Genomic DNA, 24,511 nt, shown 5'->3' with positions numbered 1-24,511 from the left:
TTAAAAATTAGAAATCTCTAAAATACGTTTAGAAAGAATAGGAGAAGATTAAGTTGTTGTTTGCTCAATTGGCTAATAAATATCAGTTACATTTTAAATCGGGGTCAATCAACGAAATTCCAGGAGTTGCTATTTTCAATACATCTTGTACTAATCGATATTTTTTAGAGAAACGTTGGGAACAAGGTGGAAATATTTTAACTGCAATTATGATGAATCCAAGCAGAGCTTCACACGATGAAACTGATAAAACAGTTGATCAATTAATCAGTGTCGCGAAAATGCAAAATTGCCACGCATTATTTGTTGTTAATATCTCTAGTCATATTCAAGGTACAAGTAGTAAAACTAAAAATTCACATTTTGATTATGAAGCAATTAATTGGTTGTTTGTTGCTAACGCTATTTTAGAAGCTAAAGTCGTTTTCCTTGGATGGGGTATGAAAGGGCAAAATGGGATCAATAAACAACAAAAATTGTACCCTGCTATAGTAAAGACTTTTGAGGCTTCGATAGATAAATTGTATAGTTATGAAGTATTAAAATCGTTAGATAAGAAATTTATTAAAAACCCTCTTTATTATGTACCTCATCCACGACCTCAGAGACAGAAGGATAAATATAAAAACACATCAATTTAAAATATTAGTAGTGATGAATTTGTATGCTTATTTTCTAGATAATTAAGCTAGCTTTAATTTAAATAAAACTAATGCTTGCAAGTAGTTCAAAGAAGACGTTGACATCCTATAACATAATATTCACGCTGCGGACATTCGTCCTTGGTCCAGCATTCGCTGGACACCCGACATACGTCGGGTCGTGAATACGGGAACGTTATATGAAATCAGCAAACCGATAAATAAAGGATGATGTAGATATGAGAGAAAGAAAATATTATTCTCAAAGACAAGGTGATGTAAAACCTCTGGTATTGAAACTGGCTTTTAAGGCAGTTTATGAATCTTTTGAAGAAAGGTATTATTTTATCGATTTTTTAGGGGAAAGAATATTTGAAGAGGGTGGAATAATTGGTAATAGCTTCGAAGCTTTTTGTATGCGTCAAATAAATCGAAATATCAAGCACCCAAGGAACTCATCACTTTATAAGGAAGAAGACAGTTTTGATGTAATAGAACTCTTGCACGAATATATAAATTACCCTCTAGTTACTATAAAAGAAAATTATTTTGGTAGAGAAGAAGCGACTTCAATTCCTGAAAAAAAATCGATTGCTCCAAAAGAATTCCGAGATGAAATAAATGTATTTCTTGAACAGTACTCTAATGGTTGGGAACTTTCTAATGATGGCTATATCAGAAACACAGTAGAAGAAGGCTTTAGAAGCCTAGTCGATAATACAGCGATTTATGGGGATGAAGATAATATAGATAATAAAATTCGTCGTGCTAAAGAATTATATTTAAAACATGGATCTAGTAAAGAAGATAAGAAGTCAGCAGTAAGAGAAATCGGAGATGCTCTGGAATTTATACGAGATGATTTGAAAGAGAAAGTCGGAAAAAATGAAGCGGATCTTTTTAATATACTAAACAATTTTGGAATAAGACATAATAATGTGTCTCAAAAAAATAGCTATAATTATGATGTTTATCTTCCTTGGATGTTCTACACGTTTCTTTCAACATATGATGCTTATGTGAAGTTAAAGAATCGGAACTAAGGTCAAATTAAAGCTGACATCCTATAACATAATATTCAAGCATCCGCTCCGATGGAGCCTGGGTCTGTGTGGTGGATTTCGGAGAGGGATTTTAGCAGACAACTCCGTTGGGGTTCATGAATACAGGAACGTTATATGAGAGAGCGAAGAATCAAGAAAGGAGTTCTTTTATGTTTAATGTAGACGAAACTGCATATTTAAAATACAAAAGAAAAAGGAAATTTCAGGACAATTTATTGGATGTGGCGAAATTATATAATAAGTTTGGAAAATCGTATGATTCAATTATGTTTACATTAAACGAACATTTAAAATACTTTCCATTGTTAGATTCATGGCGGAGAGAAATTTGTTTTTCCTGGGACACTTGTAGGCAGTCTTTAATATGTGCAACTGCTACCTACGAAGAAAAAATCAAAAATAAGTATCAAACTAAAAGACAAACCAAAGAAAGAATTTACTATACAAATATCACAGAGTATTATCTCGAAAATACATTATATAGATTGTTTAGTATTTTAGATAAACTTTCACATGCATTAAATTTAGTTCTTAATCTTGGATTTAAAGAAAGGGATGTTTCTTTTCCTAGAGTAAGAGATAAGCTAATCAATACTTATCCACAACATAGAATTATTCCAATAATTGAAATGTTTGAATCTAGGGAAAGTCTACACAAGATACTGAGAGAAACAAGAAATGCTATGATACATCGAGAGGGACCATTAGATTCGAGTCTTTCTTTTGAACAAGTGACGTTTGAAGTACCTGAAGGATTTAATGAAAAAGGTTATGTATCTGCTGTAATCCCTATATTAAATAAACCTAAATTAACGTTGGAAGAACTCTATGAAGTGGTTCACGAATATTATGAGATTTCAACTAGATTGATAAATTTTACTCTTATTTTGCTTCTTCTAGAGATTTCAGAAAAATATGAGAAAGAACTAATGATCTTCAGGGATACTGTGTAAAAAATTAGTAATGTATATTTGAAAGTAAGTCATAACATCGTCATATAACAAGATATTAACGCATCGGACATGCGCTCTCTGTCGCCAAGATGGAGTTCGGAAAAGTTTGATCAGGAGACAACTCTGCACCACCTAACAGCGTCGCGACCGGTCTTTAAGGTGGTGAGGGTCCGTGAATACAAAACCTTAAGCGAAAATACTGAATATTTATGACAAGCTCTGTTGATGATTTGATTGTTAAAGCTTATACCTACCATCTTAAATATATCATTTTTAGATGATTATTTTAATTAATGGATTTTTATAGCTTTAAATAAAATTAGTTCTTAAAAAAAATAAAAAATTAATTGGAGATAGCGACATTATGAAAAAAGAGGATGTTAATACTCTATCTAAATTTTTAGCATATTTTCAAAATGAAACAGATCGGGGAGCAGCATTAGTTGGGGCTGCAATGGTCGAGTCAAAATTAGAAATACTACTTAATAAAACCTTATTAGATAATTTCTCAAAAGAAGAATTACTAAGTGGTTTTAATTCACCCATAGGAGCATTTAGTTCTAAAATTAAATTATGCCATGCCTTGGGTTGTATTACAGATAAAGAAGCTAGAGAAGCAAATTTGATAAGAAAGATAAGAAATGAATTTTGCACATTAGCTGGATGATATAGCCTTTTCGAATTCACCTATTCGAGATTACTGCTTACAATTAGAAGCGAATACTCAGGAGATATAAAACATGAGAAGCGTTTTCGTTTTTTATTCGTTAATTCAGTTGCTCTATTATCTATAGCTTTATGGCATCACCCTGAACTTGTGAATAAGCATAAAAAAATAGAAGCAAGAGAATGGGAAATGGAATTATAAAATAATAGGAAAAGAGGAAATCTAACAATTACAAATTTAATTATCAGAGCTGAACTTAAAGAATGATTATCACCCTTCGGTTTTTTTTTTTTTGCTGTTTGCTCTAGACTAGGACCAGGGAGAAGTAATGTATTGTAAATTGTATATAAAGGATTTAGTGAAATAAATTGTTAGTGATGGTCAAGGCGCCATATTAATATTCCAACAACCATCAAAAGCGTAAGTAATCTGGCGACGTTAAAAGGTGGCCTTAGTCTAATTTCTCACTGTTCAGTTTCTTCCTCAAGCAAATACCCCACAGAAACCTCCAAAGCCTTTGCAATTACCACTACTTCGTAATCCTGAACAAGACGATATTGCCCCTCCAGACGTGAGAGACTGGTCTGACTGATATCCAAGCCCAGTGTTTGCAGTCTGGCGAGGAATTCTCGTTGTTTGATTCCTTTACTTTTACGGATAGCTACGACTTTGGAGCCGATTATATTTTTGTCGCCAGGTGGTTCTTGTCTATGCTTCATTATGTACACCCCTCATTTCAACCAAATTGTATGAGAAATAATGGTTGTTTTAATGCGGATATCGAATTAAAATGAAATAAACCGATAATCGCATTAAAAATGGCTGCTCACGTCTAGTCTTAACAAGACCTGGCGCAGCTTAGACCCATCAGAGAGGTGGATGTATGAGCCGGTTGCTTGACTTATTGGAAAAGGAACGGCGCAAGCTTAATCAGCTTGGTGAGACATCCTTGAAGCAAGCGATTCCGTTGTGGGACAATCCCGAGGTTCAGGAACAGAGCCGAAGGGTAGATGAACTGGTGGCACGAGTGAGTGAAATGAAGGCGAGACATAACCGAGTTGTACGATGATGAGTGAGGTACATAATGCGCAAGGGAGGATGAGCAATGAATTTTTCACCGTGGTTGGAACAAGCGATTCAGGCGAGGCTAGATGAAGTATCTGCCCAAATCGAACATGATCCTGAATTGAGTCGTGTACGTGAGGAAAAGGACAAAGCGTTCGAAGGATTGTTTGCTGGCAAGGATATCGAGCAAACACCTGAATATGCTGAGTGGGAGAGCCAATACATTGTCAGTAAAGGAATAGAGAATGAGCGGTTATACATGCAAGGGTTAAGAGACGGAATTCAGCTCACTGTATCCTTGCTAGGTCAGTCGATGCCTGAGGAGATTGATACGAAGGCTTGATCCACTAACGCGAACGCATAAGTCAGAGGAAGCGACCTTAATCTCTATCTAAATAAAAACAGCCGAAGCGTATAACTTAACGCTTCGGCTGTTTTTTTAACTCTCTACTTTTCCAAAACCCAGATCTTACTTCCCACTTACCGATTTAAACCAATCATTCACTTCTTGCGTGATCTGATCTCCGCCATTGGATTTCCAGTTGGCGACGAATTGGTCAAAGGCATCAACTGGCAGTTTGCCGTAGATGATTTTGTTGAAGGTTTCCATTTCGGACTGGCGGAGCAGGTTCCATTTGGATACCATGGTTGGTGTTGCAGCGCCAGTGAAATAGTTTTGTTTACGGATGTCGATTTGCGACATAACGACTTTACCTGCATACCAGTTTTCCGGTTTGCGGAATTCGGCCATTTGTTTCTCGTAAGGTGTTTCAGGCTTCTCGCCGTTGGCCAGCTTCACGAGTGTTTTCATGTACAGATCCGGGATACGTGCTGGCCCTGTCAGGAATGGGAATTCGTTGGAGAAGTCTTTGATCTTCTCTTTGTCACTGGTCGGTTGTCCGTCAATGATATCCCAGTCATAACCTTTGGCGAAGCCGTATTCATACTCACTGCCCGCAGCCGGGTTAGCCAGGTTATCGAGCATGTAGTTGTAGTACAGGAAGATGGCTTCTGGATGCTTCGCATCCTTGTTAATCATGATACTGGCGTTCACGCCAGAGTTCTGCCACTTCGTACCGATCTTGCCGTCTGGGCCAGCTGGAACAGGGTAAGCTTTATACTTTGAGCCAGGTACGTTCTTCAGCAGGTCAGGTGCAGGCCAGTCCGGTACCCAGTTTGCGCCAGGCAGAATGCCTGCTTTGCCAGCTGTCCAGCTTTCAGCGGATTTGCCTTCGTCCCACAGAGCGGAGTCAGCGTGGATATAACCTTTATCCATCCATTCAGCCAGCTTGGCAAGGGCTTGTTTGGCACCCGGGTTAACGGAGCCGTACTCGAGATTGCCGTTCGCGTCTTTATTCCATTGCTCTTCGATTGTGCCGTATGCACCGAACAACCAGTCGAGCTGACCCATCCAGGTGTTGGTGTTATTTTTCAGCGAGATCGCCAGAGGGAATACTTTGTCTGGAGACAGACCGTCCGGGTTTTCGTTTTTGAATTTGTCCATGATGTTCTCAAGGTCTGCGATGGTTTTCGGAGCTTCCAGGTTCAGCTTCTCCATCCAGTCCTCGCGGAGCCAGAGCAGTGTATCGTCGTTATCGGTGTACTCCATGATCGGCATGTTGTATTTCTTGCCGTCCTTGGTGAACGGATACCACAGTTCAGGATGTGCTGCTGCGTGATCTTTCAGGGTCTGACTCGCGTACTTGTCGAACAACTCATCGATGGCGATGAATTGACCGGAGTCGATCAATTGATTTGTCAATACCGCATTGGTGGGTACCGTTACGAAATCAGGCAGTTTCTCGCCAGAAGCGATAGCCAGTTGCAGCTTTTGTCTGTATTGATCGTCATTGGCCGGATACCAGGTATCTTTATGCTTCATACCCAGCGTTTCGAGCATCCAGCGATCGTGCACGTTATTTTCTTTGGTATCTCCTTGCACGTATTTCTTCGGCATTAATACCGAACTGAACTCGATGGGTGGATCATATTTTCCTTTGGCAAAAGCAGCTTCTGCTTCAGCTGAGCCGACAGTTCCCGGCGTATTATTACCATTGTCACTGCCTGTCTCGCCACTGCCGCACGCAGTGATCGTGATGAGCGCGATAACCATGAGCAGTGACCACCATGTTTTTTTGAATTTGATCATTGTTCAATCCCCCTACGGTGTATGATCTTTACAGTGTAACTGTACCAATTTGTGCGGGAGTGCATCTATATGAGTTTTTTAGTTTTGATAGGACTCTATTAGTGAATGTGCAAAAAGATCGGTTTTCAGTCATGTTATTTATGCTGGTCTCTGTATTCCTGCGGTGTAACGCCGAACTGGCGCTTGAACACTTTTATAAAATAAGCCGGGTCCATATAACCAATCTCCATGCTGATTTCATACACTTTTTTGGTGGTCGTGACCAGCTTGTGGCAGGCCCGATCCATGCGCAGGCGCGAGATGTAATCACTGATGCCTTCGCCCGTTTCGATCTTATAGATTTTGGACAAATGGGTCGGGTGCAGATTAACATGGTCAGCGAGCACACGCAAAGACACATCCAGATGCAGGTTCTTATCTGTGAAATCCTGAATCTTCTTCACATACTCGGAACGGATGTCCTTGATCTCGTTAGACGTGCCTTCCTTGAGTTTGCCCAGCACACTGAGTGACCATTTCCGCAATTTGCTGATGGTAGCGAAAACTTCCCCACTTTGCAAACCCTCGACATCATTTCCCATTAAAGTGGTCAGAGTCAGCTTGTTCCGGTGGGCAATATTGGTGAATGAAGCCGTAATAAGAAAACCTGCCTCCATGCAGTGTTCCCAGGATTCCGACCATTTCTCATCCAGTTCCGCGCAGACCGCGCGTATTTTCTCTTCCGCTGCATCCCACTGTCCGCTCTCTAGCAAACTAATAAAGGTGGGCGGGGTGTACAGCACGTCGAGTGGACCTTGCGCCGCAGGTGTCTCGACATCGCTGACACGCATGACGAATTCGCGTTCATCGCCAACGATCTGCCGGAAATAAGCGGAAGCCTGACGGAAGCGATCGTAAAGCTGATCCGGAAAGGTGAACCACTCGGTGATAACGATGGAGAGGGAGCCTTTCAGAAATTGTTTTACTTTGGATTGAAGCTGTATCGACAGCTTCTCCAGAATGGTTTCTTTGCCAATATCGCCTTTCCGTTCTTTCAACTGAAGTAAAAACACCAGATATCCGTGCTCCTCCTTGACGCCCCACACTTCCATAAACTCACCCATAATCTCTTCCGCCATATTGATGATCGCATATTCGATCAGGGTCTGATCATTGCTGTCATAGTGTCCGAATTCTTCTTCCAAACGAACCAGCATTAATGCGGCATCCCCGGTATGAAAGGGCAGAGCGTAATTAGCGAGCTTCCGATCCCATTCGGCAGCGGCGATTCGTTGTCCCTGTAAAGCTCCTAGGAGCAGTCGTCCCCGCAAATGGGGGAGATTCTCTCGCAACGTAAACTGCGTTCGTGTCAGTGAACTGACCATTTCCCATTCGTTGTTCAATTGATCGATGGCTTTCTGCACAGCGCCCATTAATTCCTCGTCTGTCGGGGGCTTGAGCAGATAGTCTACGGCTTCAAACTGGATGGCTTTTTTGGCGTAATCAAATTCGGAATACCCGGATAACAGGATACATTTTATTTTTTTGTCCCGGATGCGGATGCGTTCAATTAGTTCAATGCCCGTCATTTCAGGCATCTGAATGTCCGAGATCACGATATCGATGGGGTGCGTGTCGATCATTTGTAGTGCTTCGTGTGCCGAGTATGCTTTATGCACATGTTCGATCCCCAGTGTGTGCCATGGTTTGGTCATGGACAGGTTATCGACCCAGTGTGCTTCATCGTCTACGATCATCATTTGCATGGTGTATTGTCTCCCTTGGTGGTTGAACCCAGACAGCTGTACACTTGCCACTCCGATGACAGAATAACCTTCCGATCGCTGTTACCCCCAGATTTTCTGAATCAATTTTATAAGGTGAAAATCTGGTGATAAAGGCGAACGCTCTGCTTCTTCAGGTTTTTTCTGTCCTCTGCGTTATCGTGTACGTGATCTTGTTCAAAATTAAATCGTCAATTTATTGTTTGTATTAACTTAAATTTGTATCGGTATTACCTTTATCGGAATCTGTGTCCTCTTTTGGTATCTCCCAGATGATTTCGGTTCGGAATCCGCCAAGTGGGGATGGGCCGAATAGGAGGTAGGAATGACTGCCGAACAGGTGCGTGATTCGTTGGTACGTATTCCAAAGGCCGCAGCCCATTTCTTCTTGTAAAGGTTCCTGCATCTTCAAGTTCAGTGCTTCGTATTGTTCTGGGCTTAAGCCAGGACCATCGTCGTCGATGTATATTCTGCCAAAACCATTCAAGCGCTCCCCGGTAATTCGGATTTCCCCGGATGAATAGGACTTCGCCACACCGTGTATTACGGAATTCTCGACCATCGGTTGAAGCATTAATCGTGGCACCGACTGGGCAAGCATATCCTCAGGGATATCGATGTGATATTCAATCCGCCCATTGCGCAGCTTCTGGATATCCAGATAGTTGATCAGCAGCTTGATCTCTTCTTGTAGCGACGACGTCTCCCGTTCCATACGGGTGGTGTAGCGATAATATGCACTAAGGTTATGCGCCATGGAGACCACGGCTTGCTCGTCTTTCATCTGGGCCATGTTGATGATATACCCAAGACAATTATATAGGAAATGCGGATTGATCTGCGCTTGTAATTGTTTCAGCGTAGCTTCCCTGGCTCTAATTTTCTCATGGAAAACATTCTCGATCAGATCTTGAATCTGATGGGACATATCGTTGAATCGGCGGAACAGGAATGAGAACTCATTCTGGTTTTTGCTATACAGTCGGACAGAATAATCCCCTTGCTCTACACGGCGTAAGCCTTTGATCAGCTTTTTGATCGGATATTGAACATTTCGGTACAGGAGGATTGAAGCAGAGATGCCAACCACCAGCAGCAAAATCATACAGGTGTAGAACAGATTCTGACTGAGCGAGATGGGTTTCAAAATCTGATACAGCGGGATCACGTCAACCAGATGCCAATCCAGATAAGTGGACTTCACAGAGCTAACCAGATAGTTCTTCCCGTTCAGCTTCACGACATCCTGCGTGGTGTCTTCCGGGGAATGCGTATCCAGATACTGAATGAGTTCTGCGGATAATTGCTTGTCCGCACTGCGATTGAGAATCGGTGAATATCCTTTGTGATATAAGAAAGGATCGCCTTGTCCGCCCGCTTTATACGTATCCAGCATATTTTGAATGTTCTCATAACTGAAGCTGGCTTCAATCACCAGATTACTTCCCGTGAGCATCCCCGGCTGTGCCAAGGAATCGGTATAGAACCAATAGAAGGATTGCAGCTTGTCTTTTGATTCCGGACCCTGGTCCCCATAGGTCCATTGTCCACTCATATTTTTTTTCAAATACGCTTCATCATATCCTGTGGTTCGATTGTAGTTGGCGATGACATCCTTATTCTGCTGTGAATGCACTGCATATCGGGTGGGCCATATATCCGTAACGCCGGTTTGCAGCATCATCTTCTCTTGTATTACATAACGGGTCTGCATCCGGTCATACCGATCATCCCACATGTTGAGGCCGTTGAATGCTCTGACATTCGGGTCTCTGGAGAGAATCAGGCTGAAATCCATCATCTGATTGATGCGGGAGTCGATCTGACTGGACAGAAACGTAAGCTGTTTCGTGTTGGAGATCTGCAGTTCTTTGCTGACGACATCATAGGTGACGTTGTTCGAGTAGGTGTACATGATTAGAATGGGGATGAACAAGACCACAATTAACAAGTTTATTTTGGAAAAAAGACTGAATCGGGATCTGGTTTTACCTTGAAAAGGCATTAAGCGCTTCCATATATGCATGAAAAGTCTCCTTCTAATTCGTGTGTAAACTACCTCTTCTGATGATACCCTAACAAAACACTATCAAGCCTAACAATGTTATATAGCAGACCTCAGAATGGCTTGATACTATTTATATCAGAGAACCCGATCACACACAAAAACTTTTTTTGGGAACAGGAGAAGCGCTATGGAGGCTAAATTGGAGGGTAAGCGGATCCCGCAGGCAAACGTTGGGAACAAGCTGGATAAAAAGAGAAAAAAACGCTACAAACAGCCATGGATTCTGCACTTTATGGTGTTGCCGGCGGCCATTATGGTCTTTATATTTTCATACATTCCGATGTCCGGGATTTTGATGGCATTTCAAGATTATAAACCTGCACTGGGATTTTTCAATTCCGAATGGGTAGGACTGAAGCATTTCAGGTACATGTGGGAAAATGATTATTTCTTGCAGATTACGTGGAATACGCTGTTCTTTGCCTGTACGAAGATCATCATGAACCTGATTATTCCGTTTATATTTGCATTATTGCTCAATGAAGTTCGGAAGATGGCGCTGAAAAGAACGATTCAGACGCTCGTGTATCTTCCTCACTTTCTGTCCTGGGTTACGTTATCCGGCATTCTGATCGACATTCTAGCCCAAACGGGTATTGTCAATCAGTTCCTGGTATCCGTATTCGGCATCAAGCCAATCTTCTTCCTGGGGGATGGCAGCTGGTTCCGGTTCACGGTTATTGCGAGTGATGTCTGGAAGGAATTTGGCTTCAATACGATCATCTTCCTTGCGGCACTGTCCGGCATTAATCCTGCGCTCTATGAAGCGGCTGAAGTGGATGGAGCAGGACGCTGGAAGCAAACGATGTATATTACTATCCCGGCACTTATTCCCATTGGGATCGTAATCGCAACGCTGGCACTGGGTAATGTGCTTAACGCCAACTTTGACCAAATCTTTAACTTATATAGTCCGTTGATTTACCAACAAGGAGATATTATCGATACGTTTGTGTATAGAGAAGGTCTGCTTAGTGGGCAGTTCAGTTTCGCTACCGCTGTGAATCTGTTCAAATCGGTCATCAGCCTGATCCTGATTGTGATCTCGTACCGACTGGCTTACCGATTCGCCGGATATCGAATTTTCTAGAAAGGATGACAAACGAATGTACCATAAAACGATGCCTTACCGCATATTCAGCATATTCAACAATGTGTTACTGACCATCCTTTCACTGCTCTGCTTGCTGCCTTTGTATCACTTACTCATGGTATCACTTAGCGCATCCGCACCTGCGAATGCTGGTCTCGTAACGTTCTGGCCAATTGGATTTACACTGGAGGCGTATGCCAAGACGTTCGCCAATACCAACTTCCTCTCCTCCTTATGGGTATCTGTGGAGCGGACGGTACTCGGTACTGGACTTGCGTTGATCGTTAATACGATTGCAGCCTATGCGCTTTCCAAGGAGACGCGGGTGTTCCGCGCACGTAACATCTATCTGTGGTATTTTGTCATCACGATGCTGTTCAGCGGTGGCCTCATTCCGGGGTACATCCTGATTCTGAAGCTGGGACTGATGAACACATTGCTGGCCTTGATCCTGCCAGGATTGGTTGCGGTATTTAACATCATTCTGTTGCTGAATTTCTTCCGTACCGTTCCGAAGGATCTGGAAGAAGCGGCATTTATCGATGGCGCAGGGCACTTTAAGACGTTTATCAAAATCTATCTGCCTGTCTCGGTACCCGTTATTGCAACGGTTTCGCTCTTCATGATGGTTGGGCATTGGAACGCGTATTTCGACGGAATCATCTACATCCGTGATGCGGAGAAGCTGCCACTCGCGACATTCATGCAGACGATCATCGTGCAGGCCGATATGTCGAAGCTTGATCCAGAAGCGGTGAAGAACCTGTCCCAACGGACCATTCGGGCTTCGCAGATCTTTATCAGCGCACTGCCAATCCTGCTTGTGTACCCGTTCCTGCAACGTTATTTTGTTACTGGGATCGTGGTAGGTGCTGTGAAAGAGTAGTTGAATGTAGGGGTTAGAATAGTTTTTAAAATGGAGTCACTGAACTGGGGAAGGCCAGGGAGGTGGCTTCTTTTTTGTGTATGAAGGATAACTCGTTCGTATGTATGAAAGGATGGCCATATAATAATGTGGTCACTAAGGCCACCACAAAATAATGTAAACTGAGTTCGTGAACCGGATGAACCTCCAAAGAGCTAAAATAGAATCAAATGATTGCGTCAACGGTGGGTTAGTGAACATGGTATTCATGGAAGTTTTAGACTATATCATGCCTTTGTATCGATATGACGCTTATTAATAAGGGGGGATTTCGTGTTTACAATCTCAAAATAGGTAAAATATGAAAAATTTCAGGTTGCCGCTAAAATCACAGTCGCGGCAATAATCCTGAATATTATCAATGCGAGCTTTAAGTATTTTTGCGTTTCAAAACAAATATTCTAAAGCAACTGTAAATTAGCACTATTATATTCATAAATAATAGACCTAAATATCCATCCGTAAACTTTGTTCTTTCAATCCACTTGTTTACCAATTCTCCAGAAAGAGCGTGTTTCCCTAAATATTTATTTATATCATCCTGACTTATTTCATCAATATATATAAGTGGAAACTCCATGCTATTGGAAGAAGCAAGAGGCGGATAAAAGTCTACCCATTTTTGACCTGTCCATCGATCATACTTATATTCAAAGTTTACGCTGGGTTCAGATTCAAGATTGTCCCATCTCAGAAAACCTAATATGAGTAGAATACACAGTGTAACAACGCTAATTATTATCTTTTTATTTTTCAAATGAATCACATCCTTATATTACACTAAGTATATCTATTATTCAGATATACTTAGTGCTAATGGGCTTGTATATTCTACCTAATCCATCGAATTATTCAATTCTTCTTTGATCTCTTCAACGAACTCTGTTGCGTTTGTATTTTTAAATCCTTTAAGCATTTTAGAGTTTGAACTTGAACTAACAATTCCGTTGTTATCCACTTGCCATATACCATCATTAAAATTATAGGACCAAAAGAAGTTATCTGATGTACGGTTTAACATTAAAACAACTTCATCATCCGTTTTTATTTTATCAGTACTTTCTGTTCTCTGTAAGTAGGTTATTTCATTCTCAACTAAATCTCCCGAAATGACTTCTTCAATCTTAACTTTTACAGGAGAAACTAAATATGAAGTGTCAACTTTGGGATTATAAATACCGGTCTCTCGACTCACCTCAGGCAACTCTTCAATTACAATGCCTTTTACAATCAACTCAGGAATTGATAATTCTTCAGCTGTAGAGTCACTTTGAATAGCAGCAGCTAAATGATTATGGGCATCATTTGTATGTAATGATGAAGAGTAAATATAACCAAAGCCAATACTAAATGAAATCAGAATTCTTCTCATTTTCCCACTCCTATATATATACTCTATTAAAATCGTTAATATCCGTTGACGTAGGTGTTAAAGAAAAATTACTTTCATTCCACATGTTTTTTTTCATAACTGAAGTTGCTCCAATTAAACTGTTATGGTGAATAGTGAAAGCATGACCAAGTTCATGAGCTATAACACCTCTTCTTCGATCTTGTTTTGTTGATGATAAAAGTCCTCCAGTATCCTTGCTTATATTAATATAAATAGCAGCATAATCAATACTGTTAGATGATGTACACTTATTTGTTGCTAAACTAGTAGCACAAGCAAATGTACCATCATATGGTTGTGTCCACGCATATGTGTTCGATCCCCAGCCGTTATTCTGCCATGTTTGTTCATTAATGGCCCTAATATCAACATTAGATGAAGCAAACGAAGCTGATGATAAGTTTAAATTTGCACTTGTGTTTTTCCATCTGTTAATCCCTTCTGTTATATCTGTCGAAGTATAATCTCCACCAGCAGCATATTCAGTACTAATTTTCAAATTCAATTTTCCTGATTTGATAAAAGAACTTTTCCACGTGGAAAAGCCAAAGTTGTAGAGCTCACCTACAAACCTGAAAATGTAGTTGCGAAGAAAATTTATGACTCTCTTGGTTTTATTCAAACAGGTGAAATATTGGCATGTGGCGAAGTACAGGTGGTATTAACCTTGTAATTGTCCGTACAGCCCCGATTCTGCTCGTTCTTCGTGAAATTCACACCATGACTTGGGCTATTTAGCTCACTTTATTCTCTAATCGGGTGAATTCCAAATTCAGAGAGGATGGACACGATGATGGATCAAAACTTGAAACAAGCAATCGTCGGGGGGGAAACTTCGCTTGGCATTGAATTTGGGTCCACACGAATCAAAGCTGTACTCATGGATCACAATTTTAACACCATCTGTTCCAGCAGTTATGAGTGGGAAAATCAATTGATTGGCGGTTACTGGACTTACCATATCGATGAAATGATTCATGGGTTGCAACAAACCTATCATCAATTAAAGCAAGAGATTGAAAAAAATTATGGTGTAACGATACAAAAAATTGGCTCAATCGGATGTTCTGCTATGATGCAGGGTTATATTGCACTTGATCAAAATGGGGAGTTATTGGTTCCGTTTCGTACATGGCGTAATGCCACAACGGGGAAGGCTGCATCAGAGCTAACCGAGAAATTCCAGTTTAAAATTCCAGAGCGCTGGAGCATCGCACATTTGTATCAAGCGATTTTGAACGGAGAAGAGCATGTTACGAACATCAATTATATTACGACACTATCAGGTTACATACATCGGCTGTTAACTGGCAGTAAAGCTATTGGTATAGGGGATGCCTCAGGTATGTTCCCAATTGATGAATCCACACTGGAATACCATGAAGATATGTTGAAGAAGTTTGACGATATAATTGCCGACAAAGGCTACACGTGGAATCTTAAAGATATTTTGCCTAAAGTGTACACTGCAGGTGAACATGCCGGATATCTTAGTGAAGCTGGTGCCCGACTGTTAGATCCATCAGGTAACTTGAAATCCAATATTCCACTGTGCCCTCCGGAAGGCGATGCTGGAACAGGGATGGTCGCTACAAATAGTGTCCAAAAACGTACGGGTAACATTTCCGTAGGTACATCGATTTTTGCCATGATTGTATTAGATAAAAACCTATCTACGGTATACCCTGAGATTGACATCGTGACTACACCTGATGGCAATCCTGTGGCTATGGTTCTTGCGAATAACTGCTCCAGCGATATTAATGCCTGGGTCGACTTGTTCCGTGAGTTTTATGAGGCTATGGGACAGAAGCCCGATATGAACCAGTTATTCAGTGTGTTGTTCAATGAAGCACTGAAAGCTGACGCTGATGGCGGTGGCTTACTGAGCTATGGCTACTATTCAGGCGAGAACATTACAGGAATTGCAAAAGGTCGTCCGTTGTTCGTACGTTCTCCAGAGAGCCGCTTCAACCTGGCAAACTTTATGAGAGTCCATCTGTTTGCTGCGTTTGCTGCACTAAGGCTCGGGCTGGATATTCTCACACAGAAGGAGCACGTAACGATTGAGCACATTTGGGCGCATGGCGGATTGTTCAAAACCCCACTAGTCGCTCAAAAAATGTGCGCATCCGCACTGAATATTCCCGTGTCGGTCATGTCTACCGCTGGTGAAGGCGGCGCATGGGGAATGGCTATTTTGGCTTCCTACATGGTTAATAAGCAGCAGCACGAGGGTTTGGCGGAGTACCTTACTACTAAGGTGTTTATTGACGCAGAAGGCCAAGAGGTTTCTCCAAATAGGGCGGACGTGAATGGATTTACCTTGTTCATGGAGCGTTACACGGAAGGGTTGGCCATTGAGAAGTCAGCAGTAGATCATTTCGTGGAAAATGGGAAGGAAGCCTGAGATGTAATCATATTTCTTGAACAGAGGAAATTGGAACGAAGCCCGTTGCCTACACTATGCTGCCCTGCTATAATTTCGATATATCTATCGTATTGGGGGTTATGACGTGGCAATATGGATGATGCCGGATTGCTCGTTCGCTAGAAAGCCTTACGCAAAGCCTGAATAGGGGCGGACTTTGTGTAGGGCGCGACAAAAATGAGATCGTTTGCCCTGGAATCAACATTAACATAACGTTTCATCCCTCAGGCTTTGCACCTTATTTGTTCTTCCAATAAAAATAAGGGGCTGAACGCCATGCAAACACCATTTATTCAGAATCATCAATTTAATTATATTCAAAAACAAGCTGATTTCCTGCTGAAAACGCTACGCTCGGTTGTGGATCCCAAAGTATTGGAAACCGTCCGTTATACGGTCGGCACAAATGCGGTGAGCATCTTCGATGAACTCACTTCGGAGCAGAAGCAACTGCTGGAGCAGTTATCCACGTATGAGACGGCACATGAATTGCAGACGTATCTGAACGGGCTGGAATCATATCTGATTCCATATCCGCAAGTATCAGCGAAGCAGATTCAGAAGCTGTTTCCAAAGGCCAAGAAGCTTAAAGTGCCGGATCTCGAATCCATCGATTACGCACATACAACCTATCTGAGATGGACTGACATTGCCACGAGTCGCTTGTTCATCGTGTACCCGCACGAAGGCAGGTTCCTCGGTATTGAGGGACGGATTACACCCACGAACAAAAAAGGGTACTGTATGTTCTGTCATCGTCATCAGGAACTTGGATTCTTCAACGTGAAGACCAAGGCTCATTCGCCAGACAACTTTTCTTCCATTGCCCAGTACGTATGCATGGATAACACAGCTTGTAACCATAGCATCACCGATATCACTATGTTGGAGAAGTTTCTTCTCTCGACAGTAAAATAATGCAAGACACACAGCAGGGTCGCTCTTCGGAGCGACCTTTTTGCCGTGTTCAAGCGTAGTGATTCGCCATTGAACGTACCACAAAACTTCAGAATTCATATTCGGGTTATACCTTTTTTCTCATACCATCATGGAGTCGGAATATCGTTGGCATAGTTCAGGCCCAAGTGATGCGCATGGTTCAGCAGTGCCTCATAATGCTCAGGCTTGGATTCCAACGTTTCATATAAAAACTCAACCCTTGATTGGGACACGCCGCAATAATCGGCAATCCCCACATTGAGCAGATTGGCGATCGATTGACCATAGTTGCGCTTGTGCATCTGTTCTTCCGTCACACCCGAAAGAGCGATCCACAATATCTGCTGATGAGGAAGTTTGTTTGCACCATAGGCAAATCCGTTATTCATGACACGATCTACATAACCTTTCAACATGGCTGGCAGATGCCACCACCAGAGAGGAAACACAAAAGCCACAGCATCGTGTTTCTTCAATCGCTTCATCTCGGTTTCAACCTCAGGTGAGAACACCTGATTTTCTTGGGTATAGTCTGGTTCATCCATCTCCCGGAGAATCGGGTCAAATCCAATCCCATGCAAATCCAATATCTCATAACCGTGACCAGCATCGGTAAGACCATGTGCAAAACGTTCAGCTACCTGAAAGGTCAAGGAGTCTTTTCTTGGGTGGGATACTACAACGAGTACGTTCATCTTAACGTTCACTACCTTTCTGCATTGCATTCTTGTAGCCATGAATCAGTGGCTGATGCTATTATAAACAGGTATGAAAACATCTGGAAGTACGCACTTTGATGTTCTATAGGAAGAATGAAGTGCCATAGGAACATTAAAGTACCCTAAATGGATGCCTCGAAATAGGCTCAAATAATAGAAGAAGAGCAGTAAAAAGATTATGCTTTACCTTGATACAGCCTATTTATGGAGGGGTTCAAAAATGACGGAACATGAAGGCACAAACGCTCCAAAAAAATATAGAGTTGGCGTGGAAGCGGCCTTGGAAGTGATGGGCGGGAAGTGGAAGCCTTTGATTATTTATCATTTGATGACAGGACGTAAACGCACGTCGGAGCTTCGAAGATTGATACCGGACATTACGCAGAAGATGCTGACAACACAGCTCAGAGGTCTGGAAAAGGACGAGATTGTGCAGCGCAAGGTATATTCGGAGGTTCCTCCCAAAGTGGAATATGAGTTAACCGACTACGGCTGGGGACTCAAGCCTGCCTTGGACCATTTATGTTATTGGGGAGAAGAGCATTTGGATAAAATCCACGGGGATAAATTTAAAGTTATGGAGGATTTCGATTCTCAGGAAAGTTGAAGAGAGGGGCACGAGAAGGTGGATGGTACAGAGCACGTGAAACAAGCAGTTCCCATTCGTTGTGAAGGCGTAGCTGTAGTTCTGTTGGAGAAAAGCCTCGATCAATACCGTGTACTGATGCTAAAGCGGGCTGGTCGTATGTTGCATAACGAGTGGTGTTATGTTGGCGGCGGTATAGAGCAGGGCGAGAAGGCATGGGAAGCTGCACTCAGAGAAGTTCATGAGGAAACAGGTATTACGGAAGTCCGTTTGTATTCTGCCAATCAATTCGAACAATATTATTCACCCATGGGGGTGAATATCTATACCGCTCCCGTATTCGTAGGATATGTGGATGAACGCCAGGTTGTCCGGTTAAATCATGAACATACCGAGTACCAATGGATGACGTTTGACGAAGCAAAAGAAAATGCGGCATTGCCCGGCATTGATGATATTTTGGATTTTGTTGAAAAGCATTTTGCCAAGAAGGCTCCGTCGAAATGGCTGCGGATTGATGGGAAGATGTAATTTGAGATCAGAAGATATGAAGGTTTTTAGAGAAATTCAGAAGTTTAGAGGCATAATAATGAAGAGGTGTGAGAGAAATGATTAACGAAGAATATTATGTGAAGCTTAATCGAGATGCACAAGAACAGTATCAATCTTACAAACAAGAAGCAGAAGCACGGGTACATAGAAGAGAATATACGACAAGTAAACGGTATGACATTTCTCCGTACTGGTATGCGCGCCAAGGTGAAATACCTGGAGATATCTCGTATGAAGTGACAGATACCTATTATGAGTTTGATGATGAAGGTAGAATACGGATTTTGGCCTGTGACGATTTAATTGATGGCTACACTTATGTTACATATGAAGAAAGTCATATAACGACAAGAACGTATGTCGATGGCGAATTGGACTCAGTCAAGGAATATTTGATACAAGACGGATTAATCTATCGGTCAGTGGAGTATTTTACTCGATTCAATAAATTAGAGTATGAAGACTATATCTATGAAGGCAACAGACTCGTGGAAGTATATCAACCTCAATACGAAAATAATGCTCTTTTTGATCACCTTCTTCTCACCTATTTCAAATATGATGAGCAAGGAATTCTCCAGCGAGTGTTAGATGGAACCAAAGGTGTGATCTATGTGAAGATGCAACCTGAAGAAGTTCTAATACTCCGGGAAACGGTGAAAAAGGAACTCATTCTGGCTGTGAAAGACATTATTGATATTCTATGTGAAAATGAATCGGGTAAAACATATTGTTTTCTGTCGATTTACTTACACGATGAAGTCGATACGGTATATTCACCTATTTTCGATCCAGGTTTGCAAGAAATAAGAGAAGAACAAATTGAAGAGAAAGATGAAAACGAAGATTACTATTACAACATTTGGAATTCAGGAGAGCATCCTGGAATTGATCAACAAGAACTTACGAATCATGATTTAATTGAGAAGCTTAGAACTCTTATTATGTATTGGCGTAGCAATGGAGATTGGTGGGAGGAAGGCATGAGCTTGTGGAAGGAAGTCGCGTATGCCCTTAATGAAAAGACGAATTGGTCCGATTATTCCATACTCACGGAAAACTTTGTTGTATTCGTCGAATGGGAAGCGATGGATGTTATGAATGGAGATTTGCAAGAAAGCATCCCTCCTGCCAAGTTAGAAGTTTTTCAATCAGAAGGCTTAGCGCCAATCTTTTAAATTCCATCAAATTCACAAGTAGAAATTTGAGAGAAAAATATCATTACTAAATATGAATTTGAGTAAAAAAAAGAGAAGCTGCTTACCAAGATTAAATAGTTCAGAGACAACTGTAAAAATAACAATGGACGATCACCTAAAGTGGGCATCCATTGTTATTTTTATCTTCGTTAACTAATTATCTAAGTCAAACTTACTCATTCGTAATATTTATCGTTTCATCAGTGATCGTTTTTCCATCACTCCCCAATGCTTGAACCACTAAACGATTGTGTAAGGACTTACCCGCAATATTCCACGTTATTTTCCAACCATCATTCCCACTGGTATCGTATCCGATTAGTTCTCTTTCTCCCCATGTCTCTGTCCCAGTTGGAACGGACCAGAAAAGAAGTGTTTCCGCGTTGGTCGTCTCTACAGTGACAGTTAAATCAGAACTGTTTGCAGGGACTACAACCCAACCTTCTTTTTCAGGGAAGTTAGTCTTAATACTCGTGATCATAGGTGCAGACTCTTTTCTTTGCACATCCTCAGTCTCATGATTTTTTGCAGAGTCTTCTGAAGTACACGCAGTGAGAAGAAGAAGGAAAAAAAGAAGCAGATAGAATGCTTTTTTTGTCATTATCATCACCTCCCTCTATAATTTTGAATGAATAATCTATATTATAGAAAAAAATTAAATGAAATTCTAAAAAAACGCCAAACTTTACGTTTGACGTTTTTTAATCTGAACTAAATGATTAATAGTTCCCAGTTTGGATGTATCCACTACTTTTATCAGAAAAACTGTAATAATAGCTTAGTATAGTGTAGTAGTTATACTCTGGGTAATTTTGTGCAATATATTGTGTGCCCCATTGACTTAACACTCCACCCCAAGCTGTACCAATATCCCCTTCTGATCCTGCTCTATATTGAGCGTCAAAAACTTTGCCATCAGAATTGACCATGAAAATTCCTGATACAGCATTAACGGCATTATTTGTAGCTGTTAGTCCAGAATTTGGAACATAATGTTGGTAATTTTGCCAGCGGTCTGTCAAGTGTGCCCCATAATCTGTTGCAGGTTTTCTTGGATAAGTGGCGTTATACCATGCATATGTCTTAATTGTTACTGCCCCAGCTTTCAATGACTCTGATTTCCATGATCCATACCACTCGTTTGGCAATACATTCTTAGCGTAAGTGTCAAAGCCGATATTGGTGATTGTTCCGGAACCAGTAATATACAATTTAAATGTTGATGGCGTACTAGTAGCACTTAGAGGTTGTATATCGCCCGAATTACTCTGAGCATTAATTCCATTTTTAGCCTTTTCCAAATTTAATTGTTCCCTAGGTTTCTTAATCGTATGTAGAAGAATTCACTTTCTTTATTGACTGTATACTTAAAACCAACATAGTAATATCCGATATCCGTATATGCTGAGCTAATGTCAGCAAAATAGGGCTCTACTTTTAGTATATTATTGGAAGGAAGTTTTTTAGCCTCAAATACACTTATAGATTCTACAGATATTACCGGTTTTATTTTCTTTTTGTTCTTTATTTGAAAATCCTTGATAAAATTGTTGACGATCAGGTGAATAAGTTTGAACAAATGAATTCCAGTCTCTATTATTGATTGAATCGACATAATCAGAGACAACGGTAGGCAATATGCTGTTAGATGCACTAATGGTCTCAATCGATTCAGTTGCAAAGGCGTTACTTGCAAGTGGAATTGTTAGAATCGATACCATGCAACAAGACACAAATACTGATTTGAACATTTTCTTACATGAATGTTATTCCTCCCACTATAAAGTAATGTTTTCGCCTGTTTTCGAGGAAGAAGTGACAGAAGAGGATCAGATCGTATTTCACATGCCGCCGGAACAAAGAGCGCATATCGAGAAACGCATTGCAGAATATGATGTGCGCCCTCCTTTTGATGAGAAGAAATGTAAGGAAGAGTACAAAGAATCGATAGAGTGGAATTTTCAATACAAGGCGGAGAATTTGCCACAGGAAATCGTTGAACAAATTGCGGATATTCGTGTATTTACGTTGGGTTATTGCACGAGAGAAGTTATGCTCCAGCTGAATAAACAGAATGCAGAGAATAGAAGAGAAATGGAACGCATATCGAAAGAATTTAGAGAAGTGATGATGGCACAGGATATTTCCGATGAAATACATGGGCGGATTCAATACCATGATTGTACAGTGACAGAACTGCTGACGGGTGATGAGGTGGTCATTCGTTTTGACAACCGTGGGGGCTTCACCAATATAAATAAACTTACGCTGGTTGCACCCGAAATCATCAAGCAAGACGGTGGGATTGTAGGCAGTTACTGGCTATATCAAGAGCTGTATCGAATCGATAACGGATATGAGCTTCATGTTCTATTTGATGGAGAGAATATGCCTGAATTGATTGTTCGCTGTGCTGACATTCTTGTAGAAGAGGAGTAGGGTGTAGTGATGCTAAGCAAGAGTCGTCAACTTGGTAAAATAAGTGTGCACCTCGATCTCTACCAAAAAAGTGACGACTCTGATGAGAAAGGTAAATAGACAATCCGGTGTATCTTGCAATCGGTTTGAAGCATGTAGAATACGTATCATCGTTTCGCGAGTATATTCATCCCGTCATCCAATTGTCCTGATAGTGATAGAACATCATAATAGATCCATTTTTCCGAATCCATGGTTTGCACTTTACCTTGACGGACAGCGGACAACTGCCTCCACACAGGGTTGTGCTGCAATTGCTTATAGGTTAGGGTAGCTTCAGCCCCATATACAATGACAAATAATCGGTCTGCTTCATATTGCCAGAGCTGTTCGACTTCTACTTTTCTACCATACTGGTTAGGGTGCTCTACAAGCAAATGTTGAACAAGTGGCGGTGGTTGCAAGCCGAAGGTACGGTACATAATCTCGCCCGCATTCCGGTCTCCCAGCACATATATCTCGGACCCTTCAATCAGGAGCAGGCCAACGGTCTCATCCTTACTTACATAATTTTTGATTCGCTGGTGTGCCACTTCACGCTTCAATTCGTAATCGTCAATCCAGCTCTTTGCTTGTTTCTCCATCCCAAATACATCACCAATGGCTTGTAAATGTTCCGTGGCATGGAGATCCATCCAAGGGATCGTCACGATGGGAGCGATATGCTCCAGTTGTTGTTGTGTTTCATGGTCTATCGTGTCACAACTGATAATAAGATCCGGTTTCAGGGCTCTCATTCTGTCATAATAGAGGATCGATTTGTCTCCAATGTTCGTAATGTTGTCTCCTAAACGCCCAGCATAATATCCCAAATGATAGGCAGGTGCGCCAATCGGTTTGATGCCAAGTGACAGCAGCGCACATACATAACTCATCGACATGATTTTGTACTGTTTCGTGTTGACATATACTCGCGGTGGGAAGCCTGTGATCTGCTTAAAGCGACGGTTAAAATAATAACTGTCCAGATAGCCGACCTGCTCTGCAATTTCAGCAAGTGGTTGTCTGGAAACGATCAGCAGTTCCTTTGCCTTGCGTATACGGAGCGTTGATATATATTCATGAGGCGTTACGCCTGTGATTTGTTTGAACAAATGAATGAATTGCTTGACACCAATCCCGGCCTGTTCAGCCAATTGTTTCGTACTAATCTCTTCATTAAAATGGTCTTTCAAAAATAAAACACACTTTTCCACCGCTTGTAAAGATGTCACGGTTTCAGATTTAATTATATTTTGCTTAAGCAATGTATGCATCCATTTTTGGAAACGGAAATGATAGCTTAGTTGTTCTTCTTCGCTCTCAGGACGCTTCAGGGCAATTAGCTTGCGCAACACTGCAAGTGTACGAACAAAAGGATCAATGGTAATTTTGCTATTCGCGAAAGGATGCCACATGTCGTCGTCAGGCTGAGTAGAAATGATGTCAAAGGTCACGCTAAAATAATGCAAGACCTCCTGTTCTTCAACGGCTGAAGAGATAACGAGCTTAGCGCCAGGAGAGACTGCATAACCATTTCCAGTGACGGCACGGTAACAACTGTCGTCTATATATATGCTGCCTGAACCTTCAGATACAACAATCAGCCTGTAACTCAGACTGACATCGGGGAGTAGCTTAGGCGTAGTGCTAATGGTTACAGATTCAATATCAACAAACCTAAAGAAATAGGAATGAAATGCAGTAGGAGGGAGTGGGGAGTTCCTATGCGCAGTACGTATGTTCATGAAGTAACAGATTCCTCCTGCATACAAATGAGAATTATTATCATTATATTAAATGACAAAGAAGAAGCTAGTCAACCATGAGGTGAACTAGCTTCTTCT

Annotated in this window: 25 protein-coding genes; 14 read left to right on the top strand and 11 right to left on the bottom strand. The window is 41.4% G+C overall.

Annotated features, from left to right (window positions below; all coding sequences use genetic code 11):
- Nucleotides 1–53 precede the first annotated feature (53 nt).
- From D829_RS0115625 to D829_RS31175, 4 genes are all read left to right on the top strand, one after another.
- Nucleotides 54–641: a DUF1643 domain-containing protein gene (locus D829_RS0115625; protein ID WP_017689850.1), complete on the top strand. Its 588-nt coding sequence runs from the start codon at nucleotides 54–56 to the stop codon at nucleotides 639–641.
- Between the two features lie 239 nt (nucleotides 642–880).
- Nucleotides 881–1,684 (top strand): hypothetical protein, encoded by an 804-nt coding sequence (locus D829_RS0115620; RefSeq protein WP_017689849.1) that lies wholly within the window; start codon nucleotides 881–883, stop codon nucleotides 1,682–1,684.
- Between the two features lie 170 nt (nucleotides 1,685–1,854).
- Nucleotides 1,855–2,658: a Cthe_2314 family HEPN domain-containing protein gene (locus D829_RS0115615; protein WP_017689848.1), complete on the top strand. Its 804-nt coding sequence runs from the start codon at nucleotides 1,855–1,857 to the stop codon at nucleotides 2,656–2,658.
- Between the two features lie 364 nt (nucleotides 2,659–3,022).
- Nucleotides 3,023–3,325, top strand: a complete 303-nt coding sequence (locus tag D829_RS31175) for a hypothetical protein (protein WP_017689847.1) — start codon at nucleotides 3,023–3,025, stop codon at nucleotides 3,323–3,325.
- A gap of 464 nt (nucleotides 3,326–3,789) precedes the next feature.
- Here D829_RS31175 and D829_RS0115605 read toward each other — a convergent pair whose 3' ends face one another.
- Nucleotides 3,790–4,044, bottom strand: a complete 255-nt coding sequence (locus D829_RS0115605; protein ID WP_017689846.1) for a helix-turn-helix transcriptional regulator — start codon at nucleotides 4,042–4,044, stop codon at nucleotides 3,790–3,792.
- A 164-nt stretch (nucleotides 4,045–4,208) separates the two neighbouring features.
- On the opposite strand from D829_RS0115605, the gene D829_RS0115600 reads away from it, so the two are divergent.
- Together D829_RS0115600 and D829_RS0115595 are read left to right on the top strand one after the other, a co-directional pair.
- Nucleotides 4,209–4,394 carry a hypothetical protein gene (locus tag D829_RS0115600; protein ID WP_017689845.1) on the top strand — a complete coding sequence of 62 codons (186 nt, stop codon included), beginning with the start codon at nucleotides 4,209–4,211 and terminating at the stop codon, nucleotides 4,392–4,394.
- A gap of 36 nt (nucleotides 4,395–4,430) precedes the next feature.
- Entirely contained in the window at nucleotides 4,431–4,733 is a 303-nt protein-coding gene (locus D829_RS0115595) for a hypothetical protein (protein ID WP_017689844.1), read from the top strand.
- Nucleotides 4,734–4,859: 126 nt separating this feature from the next.
- Here D829_RS0115595 and D829_RS0115590 read toward each other — a convergent pair whose 3' ends face one another.
- The 3 genes from D829_RS0115590 to D829_RS0115580 form a co-directional block, all read right to left on the bottom strand.
- Nucleotides 4,860–6,539: an ABC transporter substrate-binding protein gene (locus tag D829_RS0115590; RefSeq protein ID WP_017689843.1), complete on the bottom strand. Its 1,680-nt coding sequence runs from the start codon at nucleotides 6,537–6,539 to the stop codon at nucleotides 4,860–4,862.
- A 134-nt stretch (nucleotides 6,540–6,673) separates the two neighbouring features.
- The gene (locus D829_RS0115585) at nucleotides 6,674–8,284 is read right to left on the bottom strand and encodes a response regulator (protein ID WP_017689842.1); all 1,611 of its coding nucleotides are present in this window, start codon (nucleotides 8,282–8,284) and stop codon (nucleotides 6,674–6,676) included.
- A 226-nt stretch (nucleotides 8,285–8,510) separates the two neighbouring features.
- A complete protein-coding gene (locus D829_RS0115580) occupies nucleotides 8,511–10,328 on the bottom strand; it encodes a histidine kinase (protein WP_017689841.1) in 1,818 nt (605 codons plus the stop codon).
- A 274-nt stretch (nucleotides 10,329–10,602) separates the two neighbouring features.
- Here D829_RS0115580 and D829_RS0115575 point away from each other — a divergent pair, with 274 nt between their 5' ends.
- Nucleotides 10,603–11,460, top strand: a complete 858-nt coding sequence (locus D829_RS0115575; RefSeq protein ID WP_193748477.1) for an ABC transporter permease subunit — start codon at nucleotides 10,603–10,605, stop codon at nucleotides 11,458–11,460.
- Between the two features lie 16 nt (nucleotides 11,461–11,476).
- Nucleotides 11,477–12,349: a carbohydrate ABC transporter permease gene (locus tag D829_RS0115570; RefSeq protein WP_017689839.1), complete on the top strand. Its 873-nt coding sequence runs from the start codon at nucleotides 11,477–11,479 to the stop codon at nucleotides 12,347–12,349.
- A 409-nt stretch (nucleotides 12,350–12,758) separates the two neighbouring features.
- Here D829_RS0115570 and D829_RS0115565 read toward each other — a convergent pair whose 3' ends face one another.
- The 3 genes from D829_RS0115565 to D829_RS0115555 form a co-directional block, all read right to left on the bottom strand.
- Nucleotides 12,759–13,145, bottom strand: coding sequence for a hypothetical protein (locus D829_RS0115565; protein ID WP_017689838.1), 387 nt, complete (start codon nucleotides 13,143–13,145; stop codon nucleotides 12,759–12,761).
- Nucleotides 13,146–13,223: 78 nt separating this feature from the next.
- Complete coding sequence (locus tag D829_RS0115560) at nucleotides 13,224–13,760, bottom strand: hypothetical protein (protein WP_017689837.1); 537 nt, start codon at nucleotides 13,758–13,760, stop codon at nucleotides 13,224–13,226.
- A 10-nt stretch (nucleotides 13,761–13,770) separates the two neighbouring features.
- The gene (locus D829_RS0115555; protein ID WP_017689836.1) at nucleotides 13,771–14,280 is read right to left on the bottom strand and encodes a M48 family metalloprotease; all 510 of its coding nucleotides are present in this window, start codon (nucleotides 14,278–14,280) and stop codon (nucleotides 13,771–13,773) included.
- A gap of 294 nt (nucleotides 14,281–14,574) precedes the next feature.
- On the opposite strand from D829_RS0115555, the gene D829_RS0115550 reads away from it, so the two are divergent.
- Nucleotides 14,575–16,191, top strand: a complete 1,617-nt coding sequence (locus D829_RS0115550; RefSeq protein ID WP_026081193.1) for an FGGY-family carbohydrate kinase — start codon at nucleotides 14,575–14,577, stop codon at nucleotides 16,189–16,191.
- Between the two features lie 297 nt (nucleotides 16,192–16,488).
- Complete coding sequence (locus D829_RS0115545) at nucleotides 16,489–17,130, top strand: elongation factor G-binding protein (RefSeq protein ID WP_017689834.1); 642 nt, start codon at nucleotides 16,489–16,491, stop codon at nucleotides 17,128–17,130.
- A 128-nt stretch (nucleotides 17,131–17,258) separates the two neighbouring features.
- Here D829_RS0115545 and D829_RS0115540 read toward each other — a convergent pair whose 3' ends face one another.
- Entirely contained in the window at nucleotides 17,259–17,846 is a 588-nt protein-coding gene (locus D829_RS0115540; RefSeq protein ID WP_017689833.1) for an NAD(P)H oxidoreductase, read from the bottom strand.
- 244 nt (nucleotides 17,847–18,090) lie between these two features.
- On the opposite strand from D829_RS0115540, the gene D829_RS0115535 reads away from it, so the two are divergent.
- From D829_RS0115535 to D829_RS0115525, 3 genes are all read left to right on the top strand, one after another.
- The gene (locus D829_RS0115535; RefSeq protein ID WP_017689832.1) at nucleotides 18,091–18,477 is read left to right on the top strand and encodes a helix-turn-helix domain-containing protein; all 387 of its coding nucleotides are present in this window, start codon (nucleotides 18,091–18,093) and stop codon (nucleotides 18,475–18,477) included.
- An 18-nt stretch (nucleotides 18,478–18,495) separates the two neighbouring features.
- Nucleotides 18,496–18,987, top strand: a complete 492-nt coding sequence (locus D829_RS0115530) for an NUDIX domain-containing protein (RefSeq protein WP_017689831.1) — start codon at nucleotides 18,496–18,498, stop codon at nucleotides 18,985–18,987.
- Between the two features lie 77 nt (nucleotides 18,988–19,064).
- The gene (locus D829_RS0115525) at nucleotides 19,065–20,186 is read left to right on the top strand and encodes a hypothetical protein (RefSeq protein ID WP_017689830.1); all 1,122 of its coding nucleotides are present in this window, start codon (nucleotides 19,065–19,067) and stop codon (nucleotides 20,184–20,186) included.
- 193 nt (nucleotides 20,187–20,379) lie between these two features.
- On the opposite strand, the gene D829_RS0115520 is transcribed toward D829_RS0115525, so the two are convergent.
- Nucleotides 20,380–20,808, bottom strand: a complete 429-nt coding sequence (locus tag D829_RS0115520) for a hypothetical protein (RefSeq protein ID WP_017689829.1) — start codon at nucleotides 20,806–20,808, stop codon at nucleotides 20,380–20,382.
- A gap of 118 nt (nucleotides 20,809–20,926) precedes the next feature.
- Nucleotides 20,927–21,508: a SpoIID/LytB domain-containing protein gene (locus D829_RS32455; protein WP_017689828.1), complete on the bottom strand. Its 582-nt coding sequence runs from the start codon at nucleotides 21,506–21,508 to the stop codon at nucleotides 20,927–20,929.
- Nucleotides 21,509–22,022: 514 nt separating this feature from the next.
- Here D829_RS32455 and D829_RS32450 point away from each other — a divergent pair.
- Complete coding sequence (locus D829_RS32450; RefSeq protein ID WP_193748476.1) at nucleotides 22,023–22,646, top strand: DUF4085 family protein; 624 nt, start codon at nucleotides 22,023–22,025, stop codon at nucleotides 22,644–22,646.
- Nucleotides 22,647–22,792: 146 nt separating this feature from the next.
- Here D829_RS32450 and D829_RS0115495 read toward each other — a convergent pair whose 3' ends face one another.
- Nucleotides 22,793–24,412: an AraC family transcriptional regulator gene (locus D829_RS0115495; protein ID WP_017689824.1), complete on the bottom strand. Its 1,620-nt coding sequence runs from the start codon at nucleotides 24,410–24,412 to the stop codon at nucleotides 22,793–22,795.
- Nucleotides 24,413–24,511: the final 99 nt, after the last annotated feature.

Source organism: Paenibacillus sp. PAMC 26794 (assembly GCF_000316035.1).
GTDB lineage: Bacteria > Bacillota > Bacilli > Paenibacillales > Paenibacillaceae > Paenibacillus.
The sequence above is the reverse complement of the archived record's forward strand: the minus strand, read 5'-3'. Positions and strand labels throughout refer to the sequence as shown.